This window comes from Streptomyces sp. NPDC006610, from assembly GCF_040611575.1.
Lineage (GTDB): Bacteria > Actinomycetota > Actinomycetes > Streptomycetales > Streptomycetaceae > Streptomyces.
This window is the reverse complement of sequence record NZ_JBEXOP010000006.1, coordinates 105,118-129,842: the sequence shown is the minus strand read 5'-3', so window position 1 is coordinate 129,842 and position 24,725 is coordinate 105,118. Positions and strand designations below refer to the sequence as shown.

At 73.4% G+C, this 24,725-nt stretch carries 24 protein-coding genes and 1 pseudogene; 12 read left to right on the top strand and 13 right to left on the bottom strand.

Translation table 11 applies throughout. The features are described 5' to 3' along the window. Positions 1-29: 29 nt before the first annotated feature. A complete protein-coding gene (locus tag ABZY13_RS07240; protein WP_356627881.1) occupies positions 30-308 on the bottom strand; it encodes a hypothetical protein in 279 nt (92 codons plus the stop codon). 193 nt (positions 309-501) lie between these two features. Here ABZY13_RS07240 and ABZY13_RS07235 point away from each other — a divergent pair, with 193 nt between their 5' ends. After that, a complete protein-coding gene (locus tag ABZY13_RS07235) occupies positions 502-1,212 on the top strand; it encodes a winged helix-turn-helix domain-containing protein (protein ID WP_356627880.1) in 711 nt (236 codons plus the stop codon). Between the two features lie 157 nt (positions 1,213-1,369). Continuing rightward, the gene (locus ABZY13_RS07230) at positions 1,370-2,032 is read left to right on the top strand and encodes a hypothetical protein (RefSeq protein ID WP_356627879.1); all 663 of its coding nucleotides are present in this window, start codon (positions 1,370-1,372) and stop codon (positions 2,030-2,032) included. Between the two features lie 58 nt (positions 2,033-2,090). On the opposite strand, the gene ABZY13_RS07225 is transcribed toward ABZY13_RS07230, so the two are convergent. The 7 genes from ABZY13_RS07225 to ABZY13_RS07195 form a co-directional block, all read right to left on the bottom strand. Next, complete coding sequence (locus tag ABZY13_RS07225) at positions 2,091-3,677, bottom strand: NCS1 family nucleobase:cation symporter-1 (RefSeq protein WP_356627878.1); 1,587 nt, start codon at positions 3,675-3,677, stop codon at positions 2,091-2,093. Between the two features lie 59 nt (positions 3,678-3,736). Next, a complete protein-coding gene (locus ABZY13_RS07220; RefSeq protein ID WP_356627877.1) occupies positions 3,737-4,756 on the bottom strand; it encodes a TIGR03842 family LLM class F420-dependent oxidoreductase in 1,020 nt (339 codons plus the stop codon). 11 nt (positions 4,757-4,767) lie between these two features. Next, positions 4,768-6,171, bottom strand: a complete 1,404-nt coding sequence (gene hydA / locus ABZY13_RS07215) for a dihydropyrimidinase (protein WP_356627876.1) — start codon at positions 6,169-6,171, stop codon at positions 4,768-4,770. A 42-nt stretch (positions 6,172-6,213) separates the two neighbouring features. Beyond that, positions 6,214-7,500 (bottom strand): aspartate aminotransferase family protein, encoded by a 1,287-nt coding sequence (locus ABZY13_RS07210; RefSeq protein ID WP_356627875.1) that lies wholly within the window; start codon positions 7,498-7,500, stop codon positions 6,214-6,216. Continuing rightward, entirely contained in the window at positions 7,497-8,339 is an 843-nt protein-coding gene (locus ABZY13_RS07205) for a nitrilase-related carbon-nitrogen hydrolase (protein WP_356627874.1), read from the bottom strand. Before ABZY13_RS07205 ends, ABZY13_RS07210 begins: the two co-directional genes overlap by 4 nt. 156 nt (positions 8,340-8,495) lie before the next feature. Next, positions 8,496-10,163, bottom strand: coding sequence for a hypothetical protein (locus tag ABZY13_RS07200; RefSeq protein WP_356627873.1), 1,668 nt, complete (start codon positions 10,161-10,163; stop codon positions 8,496-8,498). A gap of 98 nt (positions 10,164-10,261) precedes the next feature. After that, positions 10,262-10,513, bottom strand: coding sequence for a helix-turn-helix transcriptional regulator (locus ABZY13_RS07195; protein WP_356627872.1), 252 nt, complete (start codon positions 10,511-10,513; stop codon positions 10,262-10,264). A gap of 32 nt (positions 10,514-10,545) precedes the next feature. Here ABZY13_RS07195 and map point away from each other — a divergent pair, with 32 nt between their 5' ends. The 5 genes and pseudogenes from map to ABZY13_RS07170 form a co-directional block, all read left to right on the top strand. Beyond that, positions 10,546-11,313 carry a type I methionyl aminopeptidase gene (gene map, locus ABZY13_RS07190; RefSeq protein WP_356627871.1) on the top strand — a complete coding sequence of 256 codons (768 nt, stop codon included), beginning with the start codon at positions 10,546-10,548 and terminating at the stop codon, positions 11,311-11,313. 295 nt (positions 11,314-11,608) lie between these two features. Further along, on the top strand, positions 11,609-14,161 hold the full coding sequence (locus ABZY13_RS07185) for an ATP-dependent Clp protease ATP-binding subunit (protein WP_356627870.1): 2,553 nt from the start codon (positions 11,609-11,611) through the stop codon (positions 14,159-14,161). Positions 14,162-14,276: 115 nt separating this feature from the next. Continuing rightward, on the top strand, positions 14,277-15,038 hold the full coding sequence (locus tag ABZY13_RS07180) for a hypothetical protein (protein ID WP_356627869.1): 762 nt from the start codon (positions 14,277-14,279) through the stop codon (positions 15,036-15,038). Next, positions 15,035-15,328, top strand: a complete 294-nt coding sequence (locus ABZY13_RS07175) for a hypothetical protein (RefSeq protein ID WP_356627868.1) — start codon at positions 15,035-15,037, stop codon at positions 15,326-15,328. Before ABZY13_RS07180 ends, ABZY13_RS07175 begins: the two co-directional genes overlap by 4 nt. Before the next feature lie 111 nt (positions 15,329-15,439). Then, positions 15,440-15,707, top strand: a pseudogene (locus ABZY13_RS07170) (acyl esterase); the annotation flags it as partial. A gap of 130 nt (positions 15,708-15,837) precedes the next feature. Here ABZY13_RS07170 and ABZY13_RS07165 read toward each other — a convergent pair. Next, a complete protein-coding gene (locus ABZY13_RS07165) occupies positions 15,838-16,245 on the bottom strand; it encodes a DUF6278 family protein (protein WP_356627867.1) in 408 nt (135 codons plus the stop codon). 205 nt (positions 16,246-16,450) lie between these two features. Here ABZY13_RS07165 and ABZY13_RS07160 point away from each other — a divergent pair, with 205 nt between their 5' ends. Next, positions 16,451-18,205, top strand: a complete 1,755-nt coding sequence (locus tag ABZY13_RS07160; RefSeq protein WP_356627866.1) for an SGNH/GDSL hydrolase family protein — start codon at positions 16,451-16,453, stop codon at positions 18,203-18,205. A gap of 57 nt (positions 18,206-18,262) precedes the next feature. On the opposite strand, the gene ABZY13_RS07155 is transcribed toward ABZY13_RS07160, so the two are convergent. From ABZY13_RS07155 to ABZY13_RS07140, 4 genes are all read right to left on the bottom strand, one after another. Next, on the bottom strand, positions 18,263-19,042 hold the full coding sequence (locus ABZY13_RS07155; RefSeq protein ID WP_356627865.1) for an exodeoxyribonuclease III: 780 nt from the start codon (positions 19,040-19,042) through the stop codon (positions 18,263-18,265). 53 nt (positions 19,043-19,095) lie between these two features. Beyond that, positions 19,096-19,728, bottom strand: coding sequence for an MBL fold metallo-hydrolase (locus tag ABZY13_RS07150; protein ID WP_356627964.1), 633 nt, complete (start codon positions 19,726-19,728; stop codon positions 19,096-19,098). 47 nt (positions 19,729-19,775) lie between these two features. Next, complete coding sequence (gene pcaC / locus ABZY13_RS07145) at positions 19,776-21,071, bottom strand: 4-carboxymuconolactone decarboxylase (RefSeq protein WP_356627864.1); 1,296 nt, start codon at positions 21,069-21,071, stop codon at positions 19,776-19,778. Between the two features lie 197 nt (positions 21,072-21,268). After that, complete coding sequence (locus ABZY13_RS07140) at positions 21,269-21,874, bottom strand: lytic polysaccharide monooxygenase (RefSeq protein WP_356627963.1); 606 nt, start codon at positions 21,872-21,874, stop codon at positions 21,269-21,271. A gap of 510 nt (positions 21,875-22,384) precedes the next feature. Between ABZY13_RS07140 and ABZY13_RS07135 the strand changes: the two genes are divergently transcribed. From ABZY13_RS07135 to ABZY13_RS07120, 4 genes are all read left to right on the top strand, one after another. Beyond that, on the top strand, positions 22,385-23,155 hold the full coding sequence (locus tag ABZY13_RS07135) for a calcium-binding protein (RefSeq protein WP_356627863.1): 771 nt from the start codon (positions 22,385-22,387) through the stop codon (positions 23,153-23,155). A gap of 414 nt (positions 23,156-23,569) precedes the next feature. Beyond that, the gene (locus ABZY13_RS07130) at positions 23,570-23,797 is read left to right on the top strand and encodes a DUF6059 family protein (RefSeq protein ID WP_356627862.1); all 228 of its coding nucleotides are present in this window, start codon (positions 23,570-23,572) and stop codon (positions 23,795-23,797) included. Between the two features lie 59 nt (positions 23,798-23,856). Continuing rightward, positions 23,857-24,276 (top strand): helix-turn-helix transcriptional regulator, encoded by a 420-nt coding sequence (locus ABZY13_RS07125; protein WP_356627861.1) that lies wholly within the window; start codon positions 23,857-23,859, stop codon positions 24,274-24,276. 10 nt (positions 24,277-24,286) lie between these two features. Continuing rightward, complete coding sequence (locus ABZY13_RS07120; protein ID WP_356627860.1) at positions 24,287-24,703, top strand: VOC family protein; 417 nt, start codon at positions 24,287-24,289, stop codon at positions 24,701-24,703. The last annotated feature ends 22 nt before the right edge of the window (positions 24,704-24,725 follow it).

Here is a 24,725-nt window from a genome sequence, read left to right as displayed (position 1 = left end):
CCCTCCCGGCCGGTGCACTCCGGGTGGAATCACCATGAACGCCGCCGGTCGCCCGTCGCCGGCCGCTGGACCTCGGCATGCGTGGCGGCGGGCGGCTCCGCCGATTCCCCGCCCCGGACGGCCCTCGCGGTGGCCACCGCCGCCACCGGGGCCGTGCGGTGGAGCAGCGGGCCGAGGCCGACCCGGCGCGCGCACGGCGCGGCGAGCTGCGCGAGGGCGGGTCCGTCCGGGGTGTGGAGGACGTTCAGCGGCACGGTGAGGGTCCGGGTCGGCGCGGCGATCGCGGCCGGGTCCGACAGCCCCGGCACGAGCACCCCGTCGGCACCCGCCTGTTTCCAGCGGGCGAGACGCGGCTGGGCAGCAGCGGGGCCGACCGGTGGTGCGGGCGGCCGAAGGGGGTTGCGAGGGGTGCGGCGGGAGGGCGCGGGTGCGTCACGGTCCCGACGCCAGAGCCGGGACGGTTCGACGCGGGCCGAACCGTCCGGGCGGGATGATGACCGCATGTCCCCGCTCGCCGAGACCGCCGGTCTGCTCGCCGACCGCACCCGCGCCGCCTTCTGCCAGGCCCTCCTCGACGGCCGCGCGTGGACCGGGGGCGAGCTGGCCCGGCACGCCGGGGTCCGGCCGTCCACCGCCAGCGAGCACCTCTCCCGCCTCGTCGCGGGCGGGCTGCTGGCCGAGGAGCGCCAGGGCCGGCACCGCTACGTCCGGCTGGCCGGCCCCGAAGCGGCGGCCCTGGTCGAGGCCGTCGCCTCCTTCGCCCCCGACGCCGCACGCCCGGGAGGCCTGCGCGAGTCGGCACGGCTCGGCGCCGAAGCGATGGCCCGCACCTGCTACGACCACCTGGCGGGGCGGCTGGCCGTGACCCTGGCCGACGCGCTGCTCGCCCGGGGCCTGGTCGCCGACGACTCCGGGCTCGCCGTCACCCCGGCGGGCCGGGCCTGGCTCGCCGACGCCCTCGGCCACCGGCACCCGGCGGACGCACGGCGCCCCTTGGTCCGCGGCTGCCTGGACCGGACGGAACGCCGCCCCCACCTCGCCGGCGCCCTGGGAGCCGCGCTGTGCGCGACGGCGCTGGAGCGGGGCTGGGTACGGCGGATCGGCTCCGGACGCGCGGTGAAGGTGACGCCGGCCGGGAGCGAGGCGTTCCGGGAACTGCTGGGAGCCGAGACGGAAGCCGGCTTCCGTGCGGACGACGGCCCCACCGCCTGACCGGACATAACACCGCATTCAGCCCATCGACGATGGGCCACAGTCACCGCCCGGGCACGGAGCGAGTTGGCCCTTTCCCCCCACCGGGACTCGTGTGAAACTGGCGTCCCGTCCGCAGTGCGGACTCCTTCCGCACCGTCCCCACGAGAAGTGCGTCGTGCGTTCTCTTCCCCTGCCGCTCGCTCTCATCACCCGGCTGACCCCGGTCGCCGTGCTCGCCTGCGCGGGCTGGGCGCTCAGCTCCGGCCCGCAGACCTCCGCCCCGGCCGCCCAGGACAAGGCGGCCGGCAGGGGCGGCAGCCCGTCCGCCACCGCGCCCTCGCGGACGGCGGCCGTGAAGACGTACACCGCCGCGCCCGCGCCCTGCACCAGCCTGGCCAAGGGCACGATCTCCGCGCTGGTGCCGGGGGCGAAGACCTCGGGGAAGGAGATCCCCTCCACTGACGAGTCCGTGCGCCGCACCTGCTCGTGGAACGCGCTCAAGGGCTACGACTACCGCTGGCTCGACGTCTCCTTCGAGATCGGCGACTCCGACGAGCGGGCCGAGGCGCAGTTCCGGGCCCGCGTCGAGGAGAAGAGCGGCGGCGGCGACGTGCCCGGCGTCGGCGACGAGGCGTACTCCGTCGTCAACCTCGTCTCCGAGGACAAGCAGAAGACGCGCGAGGGCGTGGTGCTGGTGCGTGCCGCCAACGCGCTGGTGGTCGTCACGTACAACGGCTCCGACTTCGAGACGAAGGACGCGCCGAGCGCGGACGAGATCAACAAGGGGGCCATCAAGGCCGCCAAGGAGGCCGTGGCGGCCCTGGAGAGCGGCCAGTAGGTCGCCGTACCGCGCCGGCGCCGCCCACCGGCCGCCCTCCGTCGGCCGCGCCCGCCCGTCAGCCGGCGGCCGGCCGTTCGCGCGTCGGCGTCCGCTCCCGCTCCGCCTTCCGCTCGCGCGGCAGCATCAGGGCGACGTACAGCAGCAGCGAGGCCGCCAGGCCCACCGCCCAGCCGTAGTCGGCGAGCGGCTTGAGGAACGGGATCAGTCCGTCGGCCGGGAACGGTCCGGACGCCGTGCCGTCCGCGCCGACGGTCGAGTAGGAGCCGCCGACCGCGAGGACGCCGCCCACGGCGAACGCGGCGAGGGCACGCCAGTTCCAGCCCGCGGCGTACCAGTAGCGGCCGCCCGGCGTGTACAGGTCCGCCAGGTCGAGCACGGTGCGGCGGACGATCCAGTAGTCGGCGATCAGGATGCCCGCGACCGTGCCGAGCAGGCCGCCGACGACGCCGAGCCAGGTGAAGATGTAGAACTCGGGCGTGGAGATCAGCTTCCAGGGGAGGATCAGCATGCCCACGACGCCCGTGATCAGCGCGCCGGTACGGAAGGTGATGAGCTTCGGCGCGAGGTTGGCCAGGTCGTACGCGGGTGACACGACGTTGGCCGCGATGTTCACGGAGACGGTGGCGACCAGGACGGTCACCAGGGCGAAGAGCAGGCCGAAGGCGTTGTCGGCCTTGGCGGCGAGCGCGACCGGGTCCCAGATCGCCTCGCCGTACACCACCTGACTGCCGGCGGTGACCAGCACGGCGAGGATCGCGAACAGCGTCATGGTGGTGGGCAGTCCGAGCGACTGGCCCCAGGTCTGCGCCCGCTGGCTGGCCCCGAAGCGGGTGAAGTCGGGGATGTTGAGGGACAGCGTCGCCCAGAAGCCGATCATCCCCATGAGGGAGGGGAAGAAGACCGGCCAGAAGTCCGCGCCCCAGCCGAGTTCGGAGGGCTGCGACAGCAACCGGCCGAATCCGTCGGCCTTCACCGCGATCCAGACCAGCAGCACGAACGCGCCGACGATGACGAAGGGCGCGGCCCAGTTCTCGAAGTGCCGCAGGAAGTCCATGCCTCGGTGGATGATCGCCATCTGGACGGCCCAGAACGACAGGAAGCACAGCCACAGCGGCCACGGGTGGCCCGCGATCCGTCCGGCGGCCTCCCATTCCCCGCCGGTGAGTTTCGACCCGAGGGCGAAGATGCCGCTGCCGCCGATCCAGGTCTGGATGCCGAACCAGCCGCAGGCCACGGCCGCCCGGATCAGCGCGGGGACGTTGGCGCCGCGCAGCCCGAACGAGGCGCGCGCCAGCACGGGGAAGGGGATGCCGTACTTGGGTCCGGCGTGGCCGGTGGCGAGCATCGGCAGCAGCACGATGACGTTGGCGAGGGCGATGGTCAACACCGCCTGCTTCCAGTCCATGCCGAGCGCGACCAGGCCGGAGGCGAGGGTCCAGCTGGGGATGCAGTGGGCCATGGAGATCCACAGCGCGGCGAAGTTGTACGTCGTCCAGGTGCGCTCGGCGACCGGGACCGGACGCAGGTCCTCGTTGGCGAAGGGGCTGTGGGCGGGGAACGCCTGGGGGGCGAGTTCTATCCGGCCGTCGGCGGCGGCGGCGGTTCGGTCGGCCGGCGCCCCCGTGGGGACTGTTTCGGTCATGGGCAGGCCAATCGACGGGGTGGGGCGGGGAGAGCCGTGCGGGGCCTTGTCCTGGGCGATCAGTCGTTGATCGCGGGGATGACTCGAGCGCCGTAGGCGTCGATCACCGCTTCCTGCGCGTCGTGCATGTCGTAGACGGCGAACTGGTCGACGCCCAGCTCGCGCAGCCTGGTCAGCTTCTCGATGTGCGCCTCGGCCGTGCCGATGACGCAGAACCGGTCGACGATCTCGTCCGGCACGAACCGGGTGTCCGGGTTGCCGCTGCGCCCGTGGTGGGCGTAGTCGTAGCCCTGGCGGGCCTTGATGTAGTCGGTGAGTGCGCCGGGTACGGCGGCGGAGTGCTCGCCGTACTTGGCGACCAGGTCGGCGACGTGGTTGCCGACCATGCCGCCGAACCAGCGGCACTGCTCGCGCGCGTGGGCGAGCGCCTCGGGCGAGTCGTCCTCGGTGACGTAGGCGGGCGCGGCGACGCACACGGTCACCTCCGAGGGGTCGCGTCCGGCGGCGACGGCCGCGTCCTTGACCGCCTTCACCATGTACTCGGTGAGGTAGGGGTCCGCGAGCTGGAGGATGAACCCGTCGGCCTCCTCGCCGGTCGTCTTCAGCGCCTTGGGCCCGTACGCGGCCATCCAGACGGGGAGTTCGGCGTCCGGCCCGATCCACGGGAACCTGATCACGGTGCCGCCGAGGTCGGCCTCGCCCCCGCCGGCGAGCGCCCGGATCACCTTCATGGCCTCGCTGATCCGGGCGAGCGTGTTGGGCCTGCGGCCGGCCACGCGCATCGCGGAGTCGCCGCGCCCGATGCCGCAGATCGTGCGGTTGCCGAACATGTCGTTGAGGGTGGCGAAGGTGGAGGCGGTGACCTCCCAGGTGCGGGTGCCCGGGTTGGTGACCATCGGGCCGACCTTCAACTTCGTGGTGTTGGCGAGGATTTGGCTGTAGATCACAAAGGGCTCCTGCCACAGCACCGCCGAGTCGAAGGTCCAGCCGTGGGTGAAGCCGTTGCGCTCGGCGCGCTGCATCAGGGAGACGACCCGCGAGGCCGGCGGGTCGGTCTGCAGAACGAGTCCGAAGTCCATGGGCTCCGCTCCTAGAGGAGGTACTGGCAGGTGGAGCGCGGGGTGTAGACGCCGTGCCCGGCGCGGCCGGTGAACTCCCGCTCGGTGATGACCGGTTCGCCGCGCGAGAGCACGGTCTCGACCCGGCCGGTGACGCGTTTGCCCTCGTACGCCGAGTAGTCGACGTTCATGTGGTGCGTCTCGGCGGACATGACCTGTTCGGCGCCCGGGTCGTAGATCACCACGTCGGCGTCGGCGCCCGGGGCGATGGTGCCCTTCTTCGGGTACATGCCGAACATCCGGGCCGGGGTGGCGCAGGCGATCTCGATCCAGCGGCGGCGCGAGATGCGCCCCTCGACCACGGCCTGGTGCAGCAGGTCCATCCGGTTCTCCACGCCCGGCAGCCCGTTGGGGATCTTCGAGAAGTCCCCGCGGCCGAGTTCCTTCTGGCCGGCGAAGCAGAACGGGCAGTGGTCCGTCGAGACCACCTGGAGGTCGTTGGTGCGCAGCCCCCGCCACAGCCGCTCCTGGTGCTCACGGGGCCGAAGGGGCGTGCTGCACACGTACTTGGCGCCCTCGAAGTCCGGTTCGGCGAGGTTGTCGGTGGACAGGAACAGATACTGCGGGCAGGTCTCCCCGAACACGTTCAGCCCGTCGTCGCGGGCCCTGGCCAGCTCCGCGACCGCCTCCGCCGCCGAGACGTGCACGACGTACAGCGGCGCCCCGGCGACCTGCGCCAGCCGGATCGCGCGGTGCGTCGCCTCCGCCTCCAGCAGCGCCTTGCGGACCTCGCCGTGGTGTCGCGGGTCGGTCTCGCCGCGGGCCAGCGCCTGCTCCACGAGGACGTCGATGGCGATGCCGTTCTCGGCGTGCATCATGATCAGCCCGCCGTTCTCGGCGGAGCGCTGCATGGCGCGCAGGATCTGGCCGTCGTCGGAGTAGAAGACGCCGGGGTACGCCATGAACTGCTTGAAGGAGGTGACGCCCTCCTCCACCAGCCGGTCCATCTCCTTGAGCGTCTCCTCGTTCACATCGGAGACGATCATGTGGAAGCCGTAGTCGATCGCGCAGTTGCCCTCCGCCTTGGCGTGCCAGGCGTCCAGGCCCTCGCGCAGGGAGCGGCCGACGCTCTGCACCGCGAAGTCCACGATCGTGGTGGTGCCGCCCCAGGCGGCGGCGCGGGTGCCGGTCTCGAAGGTGTCGGAGGCGAAGGTGCCGCCGAACGGCAGCTCCATGTGGGTGTGGACGTCGACGCCGCCCGGGATGACGTACTTCCCGGTGGCGTCGAGGACGTTCTGTGCGGTCCAGGCCTCGGCGGCCCGGGTGCCGGCGGCGGCGAGGGCGGCGATCCGGCCGTCCTCGATCAGGACGTCCGCGTGCGTCTCGTCGGAGGCGGTGACGACGAGACCGCCGCGGATGACGGTACGGCTGCTCATGCTGCTGCCTTCCCTCCTGCGTGGTCGGTGCGGACGGCGGGGTCAGGCGACGCCGAGCAGGGCGCGTTCGAGGATCGCGGCGCCCTCCTCGGCCTCCGCGACGGTGAGCGACAGCGGCGGCGCGATCCGCAGCGCGCTGGTGTTGTGGCCGCCGCCCTTGCCGATGAGCAGCCCGCCCTCGCGGGCCGCCTCCAGCACGGCCGCGGCGGTCTGCGGGTCGGCCTCGTCGGTGCCCGGCCGGGCCAGCTCGATGCCGATCATCAGCCCCCGCCCGCGCACCTCGCGTACGGCGGGGACCTGCGCGGCGGCGGCCCGCAGCCGCTCGATGAGCAGGCCGCCGACCCGCCGGGCGTTGCCCTGGAGGTCGTGTTCCAGCAGGTAGGCGAGGTTGGCCAGGCCGGCCGCCATGGTGACCTGGGTGCCGCCGAAGGTGGAGATGCTGTTGGCGTCCAGGCAGTTCATGATCTCGGCGCGGGCGACGACCCCGCCGATGGACATGCCGTTGCCGATGCCCTTGGCGAAGGTGACGATGTCCGGCGGGCCGCTGCGGCCGTGCGCCTGCCAGCCCCAGAAGTGCTCGCCGGTGCGGCCCCAGCCGGTCTGCACCTCGTCGGAGATCCACAGGATGCCGCGTTCGTGCAGCACCTCGCGGAAGGCCGCGTACAGGCCGTCCGGCGGGGAGGTGAAACCCCCGACGCCCTGCACGGGCTCGGCGATCAGCGCGGCGGGCGGACGGGTGTGGCCGAGCAGGTCGGTGAGGTCCTCGACGCAGGCGGCGATGAACTCCCGGTCGTCCAGCGCCGCGTAGGGGCCGCGGGTGCGGACGCCGCCGTGGACGTACAGGGTCTGCAGCGGGGTGAGCGAGGTCGGGGACCAGCCGCGGTTGCCGGTGATGCCGACGGTGCCGAAGGAGCGGCCGTGGTAGCTGTTGCGCATGGCCAGGATCGTGTTGCTGCGCCGGTACGTCGTCGCCAGCAGCAGCGCGGTGTCGTTGGCCTCGGTGCCGGAGGTGGTGAAGAACACCCGGGCGTCCGGGATGCCGCTCAAGTGGGCGATGCGCTCGGCCAGTTCGACCATCGGCCGGTTGAGGTACAGGGTGGAGGAGTGGATGATCCGCCCGGCCTGCTCGGCGACCGCCTTGGTGACCTCGGGCAGGGCGTGCGCGGTCATGGTGGTGAGGATGCCGCCGAAGAAGTCGAGGTACTTGTTGCCGGCGGCGTCCCAGACGTGGCGGCCCTCGCCGTGGGTGATCTCCAGGGGCTTGTCGTAGTAGAGGGCGAGCCAGTCCGGCAGCACGGCCCGGTGGCGTCCCAGCAGTTCGTCGCTCACGGCTGCACCAGCCCTTCGTAGGCGTCGGGGCGGCGGTCGCGGTAGAAGGCCCACTGCTGCCGCACCTGCTCGATGACGTCGAGGTCGAGGTCGCGGACGACGAGTTCCTCCTCCTTGTCGCTCGCGGTGTCGCCGACGAACTGTCCGCGCGGGTCGACGAAGTAACTCGTGCCGTAGAAGTCGTTGTCGCCGTACTCCTCGACGCCGACGCGGTTGATCGCGGCGACGAAGTACTCGTTGGCGACGGCCGCGGCCGGCTGCTCCAGGCGCCACAGGTGGGAGGAGAGGCCGCGGTGGGTGGCGGACGGGTTGTAGACGAGCTGGGCGCCGTTCAGGCCCAGTTGACGCCAGCCCTCCGGGAAGTGACGGTCGTAGCAGATGTAGACGCCGATCTTCCCGACGGCGGTGTCGAAGACCGGCCAGCCGAGGTTGCCGGGCTTGAAGTAGTACTTCTCCCAGAACCCCTTGACCTGCGGGATGTGGTGCTTGCGGTACTTGCCGAGGTAGCTGCCGTCGGCGTCGATGACGGCAGCGGTGTTGTAGTAGAAGCCGGACTGCTCGATCTCGAAGACGGGGACGACGATCACCATGCCGGTCTCGCGCGCGAGGTCCTGCATGCGACGCACGGTCGGCCCGTCGGGCACGGGCTCGGCCCAGCGGTAGTGCTCGGGTTCCTGGACCTGGCAGAAGTAGGGGGCGTTGAACACTTCCTGGAAGCCGATCACCCGGGCGCCCTGCCGGGCCGCCTCCCGGGCGTGCTCCTCGTGTTTCGCCACCATGGACCCGGTGTCGCCGGTCCAGGTCGCCTGGACCAGAGCGGCGCGGACGACGTTCGCCATGAGCTGCTCCTTCGACGGGACGTCAGAGCCTCTACGCCCGTAGAGGCGGGCCGTAGAGGGATGAACGTATGCCTCGGGAAGGGCCTTGCCAAGACCATCGTCGTTAACCCGCGGGGTCGGTCGCGTTTCACACTCCGGTGGGTGATCGCCGGGCGTTCAGGCGGACAGGCCGGCGACCCGGAGGGCGTGCACGAGATCCCAGTGCCGCTCCGCCGAGACGCCCCGAGCGGCCTCCAGCAGCAGCGGCACGAGGGTCACCGGGTCGTGCTCGGCGCTGTGCGCGGCCTCCTCGGGCGTGCGCATCCGGACGTATGCGTCGAGCAGCGCGCGCACCTCCCGCAGCCGCCCCTCGGCGGCCAGCGCGCGCACGGTCTCGCCGATCTCGTACGCAGGCCGGACGACTCCCTGCCGCAGGATCTGCTCGCCGTCCCCGCCCCGGCCCGCGGCGACCAGCGCGTCGGCGGCCTCCACCAGCCGGTCGGCGGGCAGCGAGGCGGCCTCCCACAGCAGCGTCGCCCAGTCGGCGCCGAGCCCGGCGCGCTCCATCTCGGCGGCGAGCAGCGGATAGCGGGCGGCGGGCCAGTGGGCGGTCTCCGCCAGCAGGGCGTGCGCCTCGCCACTGCGTCCCTCGGCGCGCAGCCGGTGCAGCGCCCCCACCGTGGCGGCGATCTCGCGCCGGGCCTGTGCGTCGACGGGCTCGGCCCGCGGTCGCGCCCGTTCCTCCGCCGCCTCGTCGGCGGCGGCGCCGGCGAACCGGGCCCCGCGCGGCGTCCGCCCCTCGGCGGCACGCGGCGCGGCCGACGCCGGTGCGGCGGCCTCCGGGGGCGCGACGGAGGGGGCGACGGCTTCCTCCTCCATTCCGGCGAAGCGCGCACTGCCGCGGCGGCGTTTGCGCTGCTTGGGGACGGAGGGCGAGGGGTCGGCGGGGGCGGGGGTGGGCCGCGCGGCGGTTCGGGGAGCGTCCTGGGCGGGATCCGGGAGGGCGGGGGCCGTGGACGGGGCCTGCCGGTGGGGCGACGGGCGCTGGACGGCGTGGTCGCCGAGGGCCGGCCGGGTGTGCGGGGTGTACGGGGTCCGCCGGACGCCGTCGCCGGGCCGGCCGTCCGCGGCCCGGACGTCGCGGGGGGCCTGCTCGGCGCCTGCCTCCGGGCGGGCGGTGCCGGCCCGGCCGTCGTCACCGGCGGGCCGGTGCCCGGCCCTCGCCTGCCGGGGGACCGGCCACTGGGGGGCCGACGCGGGCTCCTGGACCGCCGGGGTGTCCTCGGGCTGCGGACGCGGGACCACGCCGGTTCCGCCTGGGGACGGGGCGCCGGGTGGGCGGTGGGCCGTGCGTTCCATCCGGGCCCGCAGTTCCGCGCAGCGGGCGGTGGCGCGCTCGTGGTCGTCGCGGGCCCAGGCGAGGTCGAGACGGAGGGCGTCGGCCTGCTGCCGGGAGGCCGCGGAGGCCAGGGCTCGGCCGAGTGCGGCGATGCGCTCGGCGGCGTACCGCTGCTCGCGGAGCATCACGTCGAGCCGGTCGGCGAGGGCGTCCCGGCCGCCGGGCCGGTCGTCGTACGCCGCCAGCGCGGCGCCGTGCAGCGGCCGGGCGTGTTCCCGCTCGCGGTGCGCGGCCTCGGGCCCGTGCGCGGCGGCGAGATCCTGGAGCAGCGCCTCGACCACGTCCCACGGCGGCACCTCGCGTCCCTCGAGACAGGCCGTCATGCCGTCGGGATCGCGCTGCCAGAAGACCGCGCACCATCCGCCGCCCTGATCCAGGCGCGTCAGCAGACCGTTCAGATAGTTCGCGAACTCCCGTACCCGGCCCGGGAGTTGTTCCACCGCCATCGACCGACCCCCGATAGACCGGAGCACTCCGGTCCGTCAGACAACACCAGTCGTGTTACGAACTCGCTACGGGGAGTTTTCCACCGCGCGCATGCGCCTCAGAGCGTCAACGGCGCCAGCCTCCCGGCGAGTTCGTCCATCGACAGGCCGAGCGCGCCGGCCAGGGCGGCCACCGTGAAGAAGGCCGGCGTCGGGGCCCGGCCGGTCTCGATCTTGCGCAGCGTCTCGGCGGAGATGCCGGCGCTCGCCGCCACGTCCGCCATGCTGCGGGCGCCGCGGGCCTCGCGCAGCAGCATGCCGAGCCGCTCGCCGCGCTCGCGCTCTTCCGGGGTCAGTGGGGTGCGTACCATGACGCCATTCTAATACCGGTATAGTAATTGGCATGGTGGAACTGAAGACGGACACGTCCCTCGACGCGATGCACGAGACCGGCCGGATCGTCGGCCGCGCCCTGACAGCCGTACGGCAGGCCGCGGACGTGGGTGTGTCACTGCTGGAGCTGAACGAAGTGGCGCACGAGGTGCTGCGCGAGGCCGGCGCCGGGTCACCCTTCCTCGGCTATCGCCCCTCCTTCGCGCCCACGCCCTTCCCCGCCGTCGTCTGCGCCTCGGTGAACGACGCGATCGTGCACGGCATCCCGACGACGTACCGGCTGCGCGACGGCGACCTGGTCTCCATCGACTGCGGCGCCGAGCTGAACGGCTGGGCGGGCGACTCGGCGATCAGCTTCATCGTGGGCAGGCCCCGCCCGGCGGACGTACGGCTGATCGAGACGGCGGAGCGGGCGCTGACCGCGGGCATCGAGGCGGCCGTCGTCGGCAACCGGATCGGCGACATCGCGCACGCCGTCGGCACGGTGTGCCGCGCCGCCGGTTACGGCATCCCGCAGGACTTCGGGGGACACGGGGTGGGCCGCCGCATGCACGAGGACCCGCCGGTCCCGAACGAGGGACGGCCGGGCCGGGGGATGCGGCTGCGGCACGGCATGGTGCTGGCGATCGAGCCGATGCTGATCGGCGGCGGCACGGACGACTACCACGCCGCCGCGGACGGCTGGACCCTGCGTACGAACGACGGCTCCCGGGCGGCCCACGTGGAACACACGGTGGCGATCACGGACTCGGGCCCTCGCATCCTGACGGAGCGGTAGAGGAGCAGCGGCAGGGGCACGCGGGGAGCCGGACGCCCCGCGGGCACGGGAACGCCGCCGACGGACACGCGGCGACCGGGCGACGGGGCCCCCACGCAGACGCCGCCAAGGGGCGCGGGGAACTGCGCGACCGGCCCACCACGACCGGCCCCAGGGGCTCGGGGGGAACCGCGCGAACACCCCGCCCCGCCCACAGGCGACCCTCCCCCGATCGTGCGAAGGTGGGTGTGACCGGCGCCCCTCCCGGGCACTGGTCGCACCCGGCAGCGCAGTCGAGGGAATGGAACACACGCCCATGACCAGCGGCTTCACCAGCCCGGAGGGCTACGGCCCCGACCCCTTCAGCGAGTTCCTGGCCCGCTTCTTCGGCGGCCCCCGCCCGGGCCCGCGCCAGATCGACATCGGCCGGCTGCTGAGCCATCCGGCCCGGGAGCTGGTGCGCGGCGCGGCCCAGTACGCGGCCGAGCACGGGAGCCGCGACCTCGACACCCAGCACCTGCTGCGCGCGGCCCTGGCCAAGGAGCCCACCCGCAGTCTGCTGAGCCGGGCCGGCGCGGACCCCGACTCGCTGGCGTCGGAGATCGACGAGCGCTCGGGCCCGGTGCAGTACCCGGACGCCGGCGTCCCCCCGCCCTCGGCCCTGTCCCTGACCCCCGCCGTCAAGCGCGCCCTGCTCGACGCGCACGACCTGGCCCGCGCGGCCGGCGCCGGATACATCGGCCCCGAGCACGTGCTCAGCGCCCTGGCGTCCAACCCGGACTCCGCCGCGGGGCACATCCTGAACGCGGCCCGTTTCAGCCCGGACGGCGTGCAGGCGCCGGACGCCCCCGACGCCCCGCCGGCCGCCCGGACGCGCACCGAGCAGCCCCGGCCCACCGGCACGCCGACGCTCGACAAGTACGGCCGGGACCTCACCGACCTCGCCCGGCAGGGCCGTATCGACCCGGTGATCGGGCGGGACGACGAGATCGAGCAGACCATCGAGGTGCTCTCCCGGCGCGGCAAGAACAACCCCGTGCTGATCGGCGACGCGGGCGTCGGCAAGACCGCCGTCGTGGAGGGGCTCGCCCAGCGGATCGCCGACGGGGACGTGCCCGACGTGCTCGGCGGACGCCGCGTGGTCGCCCTGGACCTGACGGGCGTCGTCGCCGGCACCCGCTACCGGGGCGACTTCGAGGAGCGGATGAACAACATCGTGGGCGAGATCCGCGCCCACTCCGACCGGCTGATCGTCTTCATCGACGAGCTGCACACCGTCGTCGGCGCGGGCGGGGGCGGCGAAGGCGGCTCGATGGACGCCGGGAACATCCTCAAGCCGGCCCTGGCCCGCGGCGAGCTGCACGTCGTCGGCGCGACCACGCTGGAGGAGTACCGCAGGATCGAGAAGGACGCGGCCCTGGCCCGCCGCTTCCAGCCGATCCTCGTCCCGGAGCCGACCGCCGAGGACGCCGTGGAGATCCTGCGCGGCCTGCGCGACCGCTACGAGGCCCACCACCAGGTCCGGTACACCGACGAGGCACTGGTCGCCGCCGTCGAGCTGTCCGACCGCTATCTCACCGACCGCCGGCTGCCCGACAAGGCCATCGACCTGATCGACCAGGCCGGCGCGCGGGTACGGCTGCACGCCCGCACCAAGGGGACGGACGTACGGGCCATGGAGCGCGAGGCCGAGCAGCTGGCGCGGGACAAGGACCAGGCGGTCGCGGACGAGAGTTACGAGCAGGCCATGCGGCTGCGCGACCGCATCACCGAGCTGAGGCAGCGGATCGCCGAGGCGGCCGGCGACGGGCAGGCCGACGAGGGACAGCATCTGGAGGTCACCGCGGAGGCGATCGCCGAGGTGGTGTCCCGGCTGACCGGCATCCCGGTGAGCCGGCTGACCGAGGAGGAGAAGCACCGGCTGCTCGGCCTCGAACAGCATCTGCACGAGCGGGTCGTCGGCCAGGACGAGGCGGTCCGCGTCGTCGCCGAGGCGGTGCTGCGCTCGCGCGCCGGGCTCGCCAGCCCGGACCGGCCGATCGGCAGCTTCCTCTTCCTCGGCCCCACCGGCGTCGGCAAGACCGAGCTGGCCCGCGCCCTCGCCGAGGCGCTGTTCGGCAGCGAGGACCGCATGGTCCGCCTCGACATGAGCGAGTACCAGGAGCGGCACACCGTCAGCCGGCTGGTCGGCGCGCCGCCCGGGTACGTCGGGCACGAGGAGGCCGGCCTGCTCACCGAGGTCGTGCGCCGGCACCCGTACTCGCTGCTGCTCCTGGACGAGGTGGAGAAGGGGCACCCGGACGTCTTCAACATCCTGCTCCAGGTGCTGGACGACGGCCGGCTCACCGACTCCCAGGGCCGCACGGTCGACTTCACCAACACGGTGATCGTGATGACCAGCAACCTCGGCTCCGAGGCGATCACCCGGCGCGGCGCGGGCATCGGCTTCGGACCGGGCGGCGCGGAGGCCGACGAGGAGGCGCGCCGGGAGCAGATCCTGCGTCCGCTGCGGGAGCACTTCCGGCCGGAGTTCCTCAACCGCGTCGACGAGATCGTGGTCTTCCGGCAGCTCTCCCCCGAACAACTGCACCGGATCACCGATCTGCTGCTGGAGCGGACACGGCGGCTGATGCACGCGCAGGGCGTGGGCGTGGAGTTCAGCGACGCGGCGGTGGACTGGGTGGCGCGCCAGGGCTACCAGCCCGAGTACGGCGCCCGGCCGCTGCGCCGCACCATCCAGCGGGAGATCGACAACCGGCTCTCGCGGCTGCTGCTGGACGGCCGGGTCGGCGAGGGCGACCGGGTGCGGGTGGACGTGGCCGACGGACGGCTTGACTTCCGGCCCCACAAGCCCGCCGCCGTGGAGTGAGCGAGACTTCACGCGCACGACTTCACGCGCACGACTTCAAGCTCAAGTCTTCACGCTCAAGTCTTCACGCACCTGTCGAACACCGGTACGGCGAGGGCCGCTAGCATGCGCGCCCATGACCGACGACGTACGCAACATCGTGCTCGGCGTGGTCGCCGCCGGCATCAGTGCCGCGCTGGGCTGGCTCGCCCGTACCTACCTGTGGAAACGCAGGCTCCGCCGCAAGCAGGCGTTCTTCGGGCTGCCGGACAACTCCGAGTCGCTGCTCGTCGTCAACCGGGACCCCGCCACCTCCGAACCGGCCGTCCACCGCTTCGACGTGTTCGCGATGCTGGAGCTGTCCGCGCTGATCAAGGACTGCGGGGCGCACATCCAGGTCGTCACCCAGGACACGGTCCACCAGGGCTTCGGCGAGCGCACGGAGTTCTGCGTGGGCGGGCCGGGATCGAGTCGGCGGATGGCGGCGCACATGTCGGCCATGCTGCCCGGCGTGCAGGTCAACACCGATCCCGAACCGGGCCCGGACCGTGCCTCCTTCCGCATCGGCGGCGAGCACTACCGCATGGACCACGGCGTCACCGAGTACGTGCTGCTGGCCCGGCTCACCGTCGGCGACCGCCGCGACGCGCGGCCCGTGTTCCTGTTCTGCGGTCAGCGGGCCATCACCAACCAGGCGGCGACCCGCTATCTGGCCCGCCACCACGAGAAGCTGGCCCGCAAGTACCGCGACGACGCCTTCGTCCTGCTGCTGAAGGTCGTCAACTCGCAGGCGTACGGGCCCGACGTGGTGGAGCTGGTCGCGGACGTGACACGGGCGGCCCGGACGCCTGCTCCCGCGGCGGAGAGCGCCGACGCCTCCGGCGGCGCGGACCGGTGAACGGACGCAGGACGGCCGTCGGACTCTGGGCGGCGCTCTGCCTCGGCGGGCTCGCCGCGACGTCGGCACTGGAGCCGGGCCCCGCCGACGGCGGCGGGCCGGAGCCGGAGGACACCGGAAACACGGCCCGGACGGCGGTCGTGGACTGCGAGCGCATCGCGGACGGGATCGCGGCGGACCGGGCCGCGGCGGAGGCCGAGTACCGGCGCCGGGAAGGCGGGACGTTTGCGTTCGATGTCGCCGTTCCCGAGGAGTGCGCGGACGAGCCGGCCGCCCGCGGCCTTCCCTGACCGGGCGCGCCCGGTGCGCGGTTCGCCACGCCGACGGCGCTGGGCGTGCGCCTGCCCAGCCGCACGCACCGCCGCCCACCCCGACCGAGGAGAGCGGGCCCCCGTCGCGTCCTGCGCGACGGGGGCCCGCCCGGCCTCGGCAAGCCGGTCGTCCTCGCCCCGTTCACCTTCCACGGGCGGGACACCGGGCCGGCCGTCCGCCGTCGGCCCGGAGATGTCCTCCGCGGCCCACGACGTCCCGGCCGGGCACCGGCCCGCCCTGGTCGTCGACACGGTCGACCCGCTCTGCTTCGAGCACAACCCGTCCGGCGCGCGGCTGACCTTCTCCTCGCCGGCGAACGACCCGTCGTACGTGTCGGCGCCGCCGCGCGAGCAGTGATCTCCGGCCGCTGCCGGAACGAACCGGCTCGGGGAGGTTACGACTCTAAGGCCTGTGGGCCACGTTGAGGCGAGCGGGGGGCGCACTCCCCGCACACCGGGGTGCGGGCGGGGCCGAACTCCGGGGCGGGTCAGGACTCGGCGACCTCCGCGTACAGCTGGGACAGCTCGGGCGCGCCGTTGGCCGCCCATTCCTGCCCCGAGGCCACGACGTCGAACTCGCGCCCGGAGGCCAGCCGTACCACCGGCTGGCCGTCCGGCCACAGCTCCCAGGCCGCGCCGGGGACGGTCCGCACGATGACGGTGCCGAGGTACAGCCCGGCGTCGTTGCCCAGCCAGGGCAGGATCTCCGCGTCGTCCCGCCAGCGCGGCAGCAGCTGGTCGAGCGCCTCCAGCGATTCGGCCGTGTCGTCGAGCCGGACGCCCTCCAGGCCCGCCTGGGAGCGGAGCAGTTCGCACTCGGCCAGGAGTTCGGCGATGCCCGCGGCGTCGGGCACCCCGGGTCGCTTGCGCCGGTGACCCAGGAAAGGGATGTTCATACCGACAGCGTGTCATTCGCACCCGCGTGCGCACCACAGGCGCGCGGGCGATCGCGTCCCGTCGTCCGGGCGGTTTCACGCCTCGTTCGCGCATGGTTCGTTGACCCCGCGAGACCTCCTCCATAGCTTCACGGGACGCCGTGCGTGCGATCCGCACCAAGCCCGAGGGCCGGAGGAGCCGTTGACACGCCGTGGAGTCCGAGGAGTGCGCAGGCTCGCCGTCGTCCTCCTGCTGTGCGCGTCCGTGCTGCCGGCGGCCTCGGCCCGCGCCACCGGCGAGCGGGGCGCGCCGGGCCCGCCGCTGCCGTTGGAGTCGCTCTTCGACAACACGGCGGTCAGCGACGACGCCCGCCCCGAGGAGGCGGACTTCGACGGCCGCGGCGCGTCCCTTCCGGCGCGGGACCTCGCCGCCGCCGGCTGGTCGCCGGGCCGGACCCTGACCGTGCAGGGCGCCCGGCTGCGGTGGCCGGACCGGGCGCCGGGCGAGGCGGACAACGTCGTCGCCGACGGGCAGCGCGTGCTGCTGCGCGGCCGGGGCGACGCGCTCGCCTTCCTCGTCGCGGGCACCGCCGGCCGCGACGTCAGTGGCACGGGCACGGTCGCGTACGCCGGCGGCGGCACGTCCCGCTACGAACTGACCGCGCCGGATTGGCGCCGGGGACCGCCGGCGACCAAGGCGGTCGCCGTGCCGCACGTCAACACGCTGTGCGGGCAGCTGTCCGAGCGGGCGCGGCTGTACGTCGTCACCGTGCCGCTGCCGCGGGGGCGCGAGGTGGCCTCGGTGACGCTGCCGAGGGCCGCCGGGCTGCACGTCTTCGCACTGTCGGTGCGGGCGACGGCGGACGGCTGGACCGGTTCCTGGGCGGCGGCGACGTCGGGCCGGCCGACGGTGGGCCCGTGGACCGACCGGACGCTGCGGCTGGTGGTGCGCGCCTCGGCCGGCGGGGAGCGGGTGCGGCTGCGGTTCGACAACACCTTCGCGGGGACGCCGGTGCGGATCGGGCGGGCGACGGTGGCCGTGCGCGGAAGCGGGGCCGCGGCGGCGGGCACGCCGGCGCCGGTGCGCTTCGAGGGGGCGGCGGGCGTGGAGATCCCGGCGGGGGCGCAGGCGTACAGCGATCCGCTCGCCTTCGCCGTGCCCGCGGGCGCGGATCTGCTGGTCAGCTTCCATCTGCCGGGCACCGTGCGGGCGGCGCCCGTGCACGCGCTGGCCCTGCAGCGGTCGTACGTCAGCGAGCCCGGCGACCACACGAGGGACGCGGCGGGGACGGCGTACCCGGGGCGGCTCACGAGCTGGCCCCTGCTGACCGGGGTGGACGTGGGCGGTGGGCCCGGGTCGGTGGTGGCGTTCGGCGACTCGATCACCGACGGCGACCGGTCCACCGTGGACGCCAACCGGCGCTGGCCGGACGTGCTGGCCGCGCGGCTGCGGGCGCAGGACGCCGTCCCGCGCTACGGCGTCCTCAACCAGGGCATCGCGGGCAACCGGCTGCTGACCGACCGCTACCCCGGCGACGGACCGTCCGCCGCGGTCACCGGGGTGAGCGCGCTGCACCGGCTCGACCGGGACGTGTTCGCCCAGACCGGAGTGCGCACGGTGATCGTCCTGGAGGGCGTCAACGACCTGCTCTCGGGCACGGACTCCGACGCGGTCACCGACGCGCTGGAGGGGATCGCCGGGCGGGCACACGCGCGGGGTCTGCGGGTGCTCGGCGCCACGCTGCTGCCCTGCGGCGGGCGCGACGGCTGCACGGCGGCCGTGGAGGCCGAGCGGGCCGCCGTGAACGACTGGATCCGGCGGACGGGCGTCTTCGACGGCGTGCTCGACTTCGACGCGGTGCTGCGGGACCCGTCGGCGCCGGCGCGTCTGGCCCCCGCGTACGACAGCGGGGACCATCTGCATCCGGGCGACGCGGGTCTGGCGGCGCTGGCCCGCTCGGTGGACCTGACAGCGCTGTGACCGGCCCCGCCGGGACGGACGCTGCGGCGACGGACCCCGCTGTGACGGGCCTGCCGCCTAGACGTCCAGGTCGACGACCACGGGCGCGTGGTCCGAGGCGCCCTTGCCCTTGCGCTCCTCGCGGTCCACGTAGGCGTCCTTGACCGCCTTCGCGAACGGCGCGTTGCCGTACACCAGGTCGATGCGCATGCCGCGGTTCTTCGGGAAGCAGAGCTGGCGGTAGTCCCAGTACGTGAAGGGGCGGTCGTACTTCAGCGGGCGCGGGACCACGTCGGACAGGCCCGTCCCGCGCAGGGCGGCGAGGGCGGCGCGCTCGGCGGGGGTGACGTGGGTGAGGCCCTCGAAGGCGGCCACGTCGTGGACGTCGTCGTCGGTGGGCGCGACGTTGTAGTCGCCCATCACCGCGAACGGGCGGCTGCCGCCCGCGTCACCGGCCACGGCGGCCGTGAGGGCCTCGAACCACTGGAGCTTGTAGGCGTAGTGCGGGTGCTCCACCTCGCGGCCGTTCGGCACGTACACCGACCAGACGCGGACCGGGCCGCAGGTCGCGGAGATCGCGCGGGGCTCGACCGCGCCGTCGAAGCCGGGGTCGCCGGGCAGGCCCTTGACGACGTCCTCGATGCCGACGCGGGAGAGCACCGCCACGCCGTTCCACCGGCCGGTGGCGTGCACCGCCGCCTCGTAGCCCAGCTCGCGCAGCTGGCCGAACGGGAACTGCTCCTCGGCGACCTTGGCCTCCTGGAGGCACAGCACGTCGGTGCCGCTGCTCTCCAGCCAGGCCAGCAGCCTCGGAAGGCGGGCGGTGATCGAGTTGACGTTCCAGGTGGCGATGCGCATGCCTCACAACCTACCCGGCGCCTGTGACAACCCGGTCCGGGGCCGGGGCGGCCTCACAGGCGCGCGGAGTCGCCCGGGGCCAGCCGCAGGTGCTCGGCGCCGCCGAGGGCGCCGATCTGCCGGTCGTAGATCGGACGGGCGAGGTCGGTCAGGAGGGCGTCGTGGATGTCGTAGGCGCGGCGCGGCCGCACCTCGCGGACGTAGTCGATGACCTCGGAGATCTTGTTCCAGGGGGCCATCACCGGCAGCAGCAGGGTGTCCACCGGGTGGTCGGGGACGGTGAGCGCGTCGCCGGGGTGGAAGAGGCTGCCGTCGACGAGGTAGCCGACGTTGGTGATGCGGGGGATGTCGGGATGGATCACCGCGTGCAGTTCGCCGTGCACCTGGACGTCGAAGCCCGCGGCGGTGAAGGCGTCGCCGTGGCCGACCGTGTGGACCCGGCCGGGGAACGCCGCCGAGAGCTGTTCGGCGACCGACCGCAGGGTCCAGATCTCGACGGCCGGGTCGGCCTCCAGGGCGGCGCGCAGGCGGCCCTCGTCGAAGTGGTCGGGGTGCTCGTGGGTGACGAGGATCGCCTCCGCGCCGGCCGTGGCGTCCTCCTCGCTGAACCCGCCCGGGTCGAGGACCAGCGTGCGGCCGTCCTTCTCCAGGCGGACGCAGGAGTGCGACTTCTTGGTGAACTGCATGCCCGTTTCCATGCCCCCATCCTGCCGCGCGCCCCGGACGCGCCGCCTCACACGTCGGGGGTGGTCTCCTCCCGGACGACCTGCTGGGCCACCCGGAAGGCGCTGTTCGCCGCGGGCACGCCGCAGTAGACCGCCGCCTGGAGCAGCACCTCCTTGATCTCGGCCGGGGTGAGACCGTTGCGCAGGGCGGCGCGGGTGTGGAAGGCCAGTTCCTCCAGGTGCCCGCCGGCGGCCAGCGCGGTGAGCGTGATGCAGCTGCGGGTACGGCGGTCCAGCCCGGGCCGGTCCCAGATCTCGCCCCACGCGTAGCGGGTGACGAAGTCCTGGAAGTCCCCGGAGAACTCGTCGGCCTGCGCCAGCACCGCGTCCACGTGCGCGTCGCCGAGCACCTCGCGGCGGACCTTGATCCCGGCGTCGTACGCGTCGGACCGCCCCGCCGGGTGGGGCGCCGCGGCGGCCGGGGCGATCTCGGCGATCGGCGCGGACTGCGGGGGCGCGGCGACGACCGGCCTGGCCTGGGGTGTCACGATCGCCAGCTGGCCGGTGCCGGGGTCGACGGCGGGCACCCAGGCGGTGGAGAAGTGCGTCACCAGCAGGTCGGTGACGGCCGCCGGCTGCTCGACGGGCACCAGGTGGGACGCGCCGGGCACGACCGCCAGCCGGGCGTCCGGAATCCCGGCGACCAGCGTACGGGCCTCGGCCGGGCCGGTGACCTGGTCCTCGGAGCCCACCAGCACGAGCGTGGGCACGCCGACGCGGCCCAGCTCGGGGCGGACGTCGAAGGTGGCGAGCGCCTCGCAGGCGGCGATGTAGCAGCCGGGGTCGGTGGTGCGCACCATCTGCACGGCCCACTCGGTGATCGCGGGCTGGGCGGCGGCGAAACCTCCGGTGAACCAGCGGTCGGGCGCAGTGCGGGCGATCGGGTCGAGGCCGTTGGTGCGGACGATCACTCCGCGCTGGCGGAACTCGTCGGCGGTGCCGAACCGCGGGGAGGCCGCGATCAGCGCGAGCGAGGCGAGCCGCTCGGGGTGGCGCAACGCCAGCTCGACGCCGACGGCGCCGCCGAGCGCGCAGCCCGCGTACCCGAAGCGCTGCACGCCGAGCCCGTCGAGGGTGACGAGCAGCCGCGCGGCCAACTCGGAGACGGAGGGCGCCGGATGGGCCGGCGCACCGCCGTGGCCGGGCAGGTCGAACCGGAAGACCCGCCACTGCTTGGCCAGCTCCGGAACCTGCCGGTCCCACATGTGCCAGGTGGTGCCCAGTGAGGGACCGAGGATCAGGACCGGGGCCTCTTCTGGCCCGTCAAAGCGGTATTGCAGGGTGTTCGACGGTGTCTCACTCACGCCCCGCACCCTCTCACGTCTCACGAAATCTCACACAGCCGGGGGAAGCCGGCGGCTGGGGTTCACACCGGGAGCGAAGGAAGCCCCGTCGGAGCAGGGAGACCACATGGGTCCCCTGCCCCGACGGGGCTCGGCCGTCCGGGCGTCGGGTTACCGGCGCCCGGGACGGGCCGGTGCCGTGTGCGGCGCTCTCCGGCTCAGCCGAAGTTCACGTCGCTGCACCACATGTAGGCCTGGTCGAGGTGCGAGGCCTGCCAGATGACGAACAGGATGTGGTGGCCGGTGTAGCCCGAGGTGCTGACGTTGAACTTGATGTCCTGCGCCGGGGCGTAGCGGCCGGTCTGCGTGATGAAGTCGAGGTTGCCCCAGCCCAGGGTCTGGGTCTTGGGGTCGAAGCCCTGCTTGCTCACGTAGACCTTGAAGTAGTCGGCACCGTGGGACGCCTGGTCGTACAGGTGGACCGTGAAGTTGTTGGTGATGTTGGTCGTCTTCCACGGCCCGGGCTTGTTCACACTGGCGTTCCTGGAGAGGTTGTTGCTGCAGAGCGTCCCGTCGGGGGTCCGCGCCTGGAACTGGCCGCCGAGACCGTCACGGAGCTGGCTCATCCAGTTCCACATGGTGTCGGGGTTGGCCTGGAAGGCCTGCCAACACATGGGGTCCTGGGTCTGCATGGCCGGGTTCGTGTGGTTGCTGCCCCACGTCTTCCAGCACTGGTAGGCGCGGGAGGCGGGGCTGACGATGGTGCCGTGGGCCTGGGCGGGGGTCGACCAGGCCAGTGCGCCGACAACCACGGCGAACAGCATGACGAGCGCCTGGAGAGGCCGGCGGAGGGCCGACCGGGTACGCCCGGTCAATGGGCTCTGCTTGGGCATGTGGGGGGAACTCCTTCCAGTTGCGGGGACTGTCGTGGGAGCGCTCCCAACGGTACGTATTCTGAGTGAAATGTCAATGAAACAAGCGGAGTTGATCACACATGTGGGCGGTGAGCAGGGAACTCGCCGTGAGCCGGGGCCGGAACCCTCCCCTCGGGCCTCGACGAGCGGCTCCCGGTCGGACCGGCACCGGCCAACGTGGCGTGGCGCAGCCAGAATTGAGAGCGCGAATCCTGCCACGGCGGCCTCGGGAGCATGTCCGACCAGCAGAAACCACCCGTCACATCCGGAAGGACTCCGTCTCCCCATGACGTTTCGTCAGTTCGGGGTCTTGCAAATCCTCCGGAACAGCAGGGGACACTGCCCTCACGACCGTCCGCCCGTCCCCGGCAGCACCACGCCGAGCGGGGCGACCGTCACCCCCCATCGAGATGAGGTCTCATGAACCGAAACCGAGCCACCGTCAGCGCGGTCGCCGTGACCCTGTTGACCGTCGGCCTCGCCGTCGGCCCGGCAGCCGCCGCCACCGCCGCCGAGGCGAAGGCCCGCGTCGGAGCCGACTGGGCGACTCAGTCGATCGTCTTCACCGCCGCCGCAGGTCAGACCAACGACCTCAACATATTCTCCATGTACACCAGCGACGGGATCCGGCGGATCGGCATCAGCGACGTGGTGCCGCTCGAACCGGGTGACCACTGTGCGTACTCGAGACCCGATGACACCACCTCCGTCGTCTGCGAACTCCCCGCCGACAGCCCCCGGCCCGACAGGATCGACGTCTTCCTCGGCGACGGCGACGACACCATCGCCGCCTTCACCCCCGGGGTCGGCACCGTCCGGGGCGGCCCCGGCAACGACGAACTGCACGCCCACACCGCCCGCACGGTGCTGGGCGACGCGGGGAACGACATGGTCATGGGACCCGCGGCCCTGCACGGTGGCGACGGCATGGACCATCTGATGGGTGACGGCGGCAACCAGCAGATGTGGGGCGGCCGGGGCGACGACATGATCGAGGGCTACGGCGGCGACGACGTCGTGTACGCCGGCCCGGGCGACGACCACGCCATGGGCGGGGACGGCCGCGACATCCTCCTCGGCGGCTCCGGCAGCGACACACTGGACGGCGAGGGTGGCGACGACCTGCTCTGCGGTGGCTCCGGGAAGGACGTCCTCGAAGGCGGACCGGGCCGCAACATCGTCCTGCCGTAGGCGCCTCCAAGCCCACCGGCAGATCACCAGGAGATCATCGCGGTGGGCCGCCGCGTCAACCGGACCGGGACGGAAGCCGTGAAGGGAGAGTGCAGGGAGAACAGGGCCGGCGGAGCACCCGTGATGCCGTGGCCCTGTTCCGGGAGCAGGCGTGCCTCGTGCCTCGCGCCCATGGGGGCGCCGTGGTCCGGGCGGGGGTGCGCCTGCGGCCCGACGAGGTGATGTCCAGGAGGAATGCCGTGCCTCGAACCGGCCGGCCGGGCAGCCTCACGCCCCGCGCCCCCACCGCGTGGGGACCCGAGCGCCGGGCGCTTGAGTCGGCTTCGAACGCGGCTCGATCGGCCGCCCGCACAGTGACGGCAGACGGCGAAACGGGAGCCACCGCGGCGACGCCGTCGGAGGGACGATCCACCCATGGCCGGCTTGATCAGACGTCTCCTGCGCGAGGTGTACGCGGCCCTGCAGGCGTACGGCTCCAGCCACCTGTCGGGAGCCTTGGTCCCCCCGGCCCCGTGGCGCCAGGAGGGGGAGCCCGCAGAGTTGGAGGGTCCGCCGCCGGCGCATCCGGAGCGGCTCTGCCCGGAGGTCGCCCTGACCCCGGTGGAGCGCATGCTCGAGCGGGAGCTGGAAACCGGCGCCTGACGCACCTCCCACTCTCCCTCGTGGCGCCGCGGGCAGGTGCCGTGTGGCATGGTGGCCGGGTGACGCTGGAAGATCTCGTCCGGCTGCGCCGGGCCCGTGACCGGATGGACCGCGACTACGCCGAGCCGCTCGACGTACCCGCCCTGGCGCGGGGCGCCCTCATGTCGCCGGCCCATTTCTCGCGCAGCTTCCGCGCCGCCTTCGGCGAGACCCCGTACAGCTACCTGATGACGCGCCGGATCGAGCGGGCCAAGGCGCTGCTGAGGCGGGGCGACCTGACGGTGACGGAGGTCTGCTTCGCGGTCGGCTGCACCTCGCTGGGATCGTTCAGCTCGCGGTTCACCGAGCTGGTCGGCGAGAGCCCGAGCGCGTACCGGGCACGCAGCCACGAGCAGGGCGTCGCCATCCCGGCCTGCATCGCGAAGATCCACACGCGACCGGTCCGCAAGGCACGGATGGACGCGGCCACGCCCCGGTAACGTGACGCACATGGGCATCTCGCTTTCACAGTGCTTCCTCGCCGTCGACGACCATGACAAAGCACTTGCCTTCTACCGGGATGTTCTCGGCCTGGAGGTGCGCAACGACGTCGAGTTCGAGGGGATGCGCTGGGTGACCGTCGGCTCACCGTCGCAGCCCGACGTGAACATCGTCCTCGAACCGCCGCTCCCGGATCCGAAGGCCTCGTCCGCCGACAAGCAGGCCATGGAGCAGTTGCTGGCGAAGGGGCTGCTGCCCGGCGTCATCTTCGAGACCGACGACTGCGACGCCACCTTCGAGCGCCTGCGCGCCGCGGGCGCCGAGGTGCTGCAGGAGCCCTTCGACCAGCCGTACGGCGTCCGCGACTGCGCCGTCCGCGACCCTGCCGGCAACCTGCTGCGCTTCAGCCAGTCCCCTCGGAAGTAGCTGCGCCGCGCCCGTCCCCCGT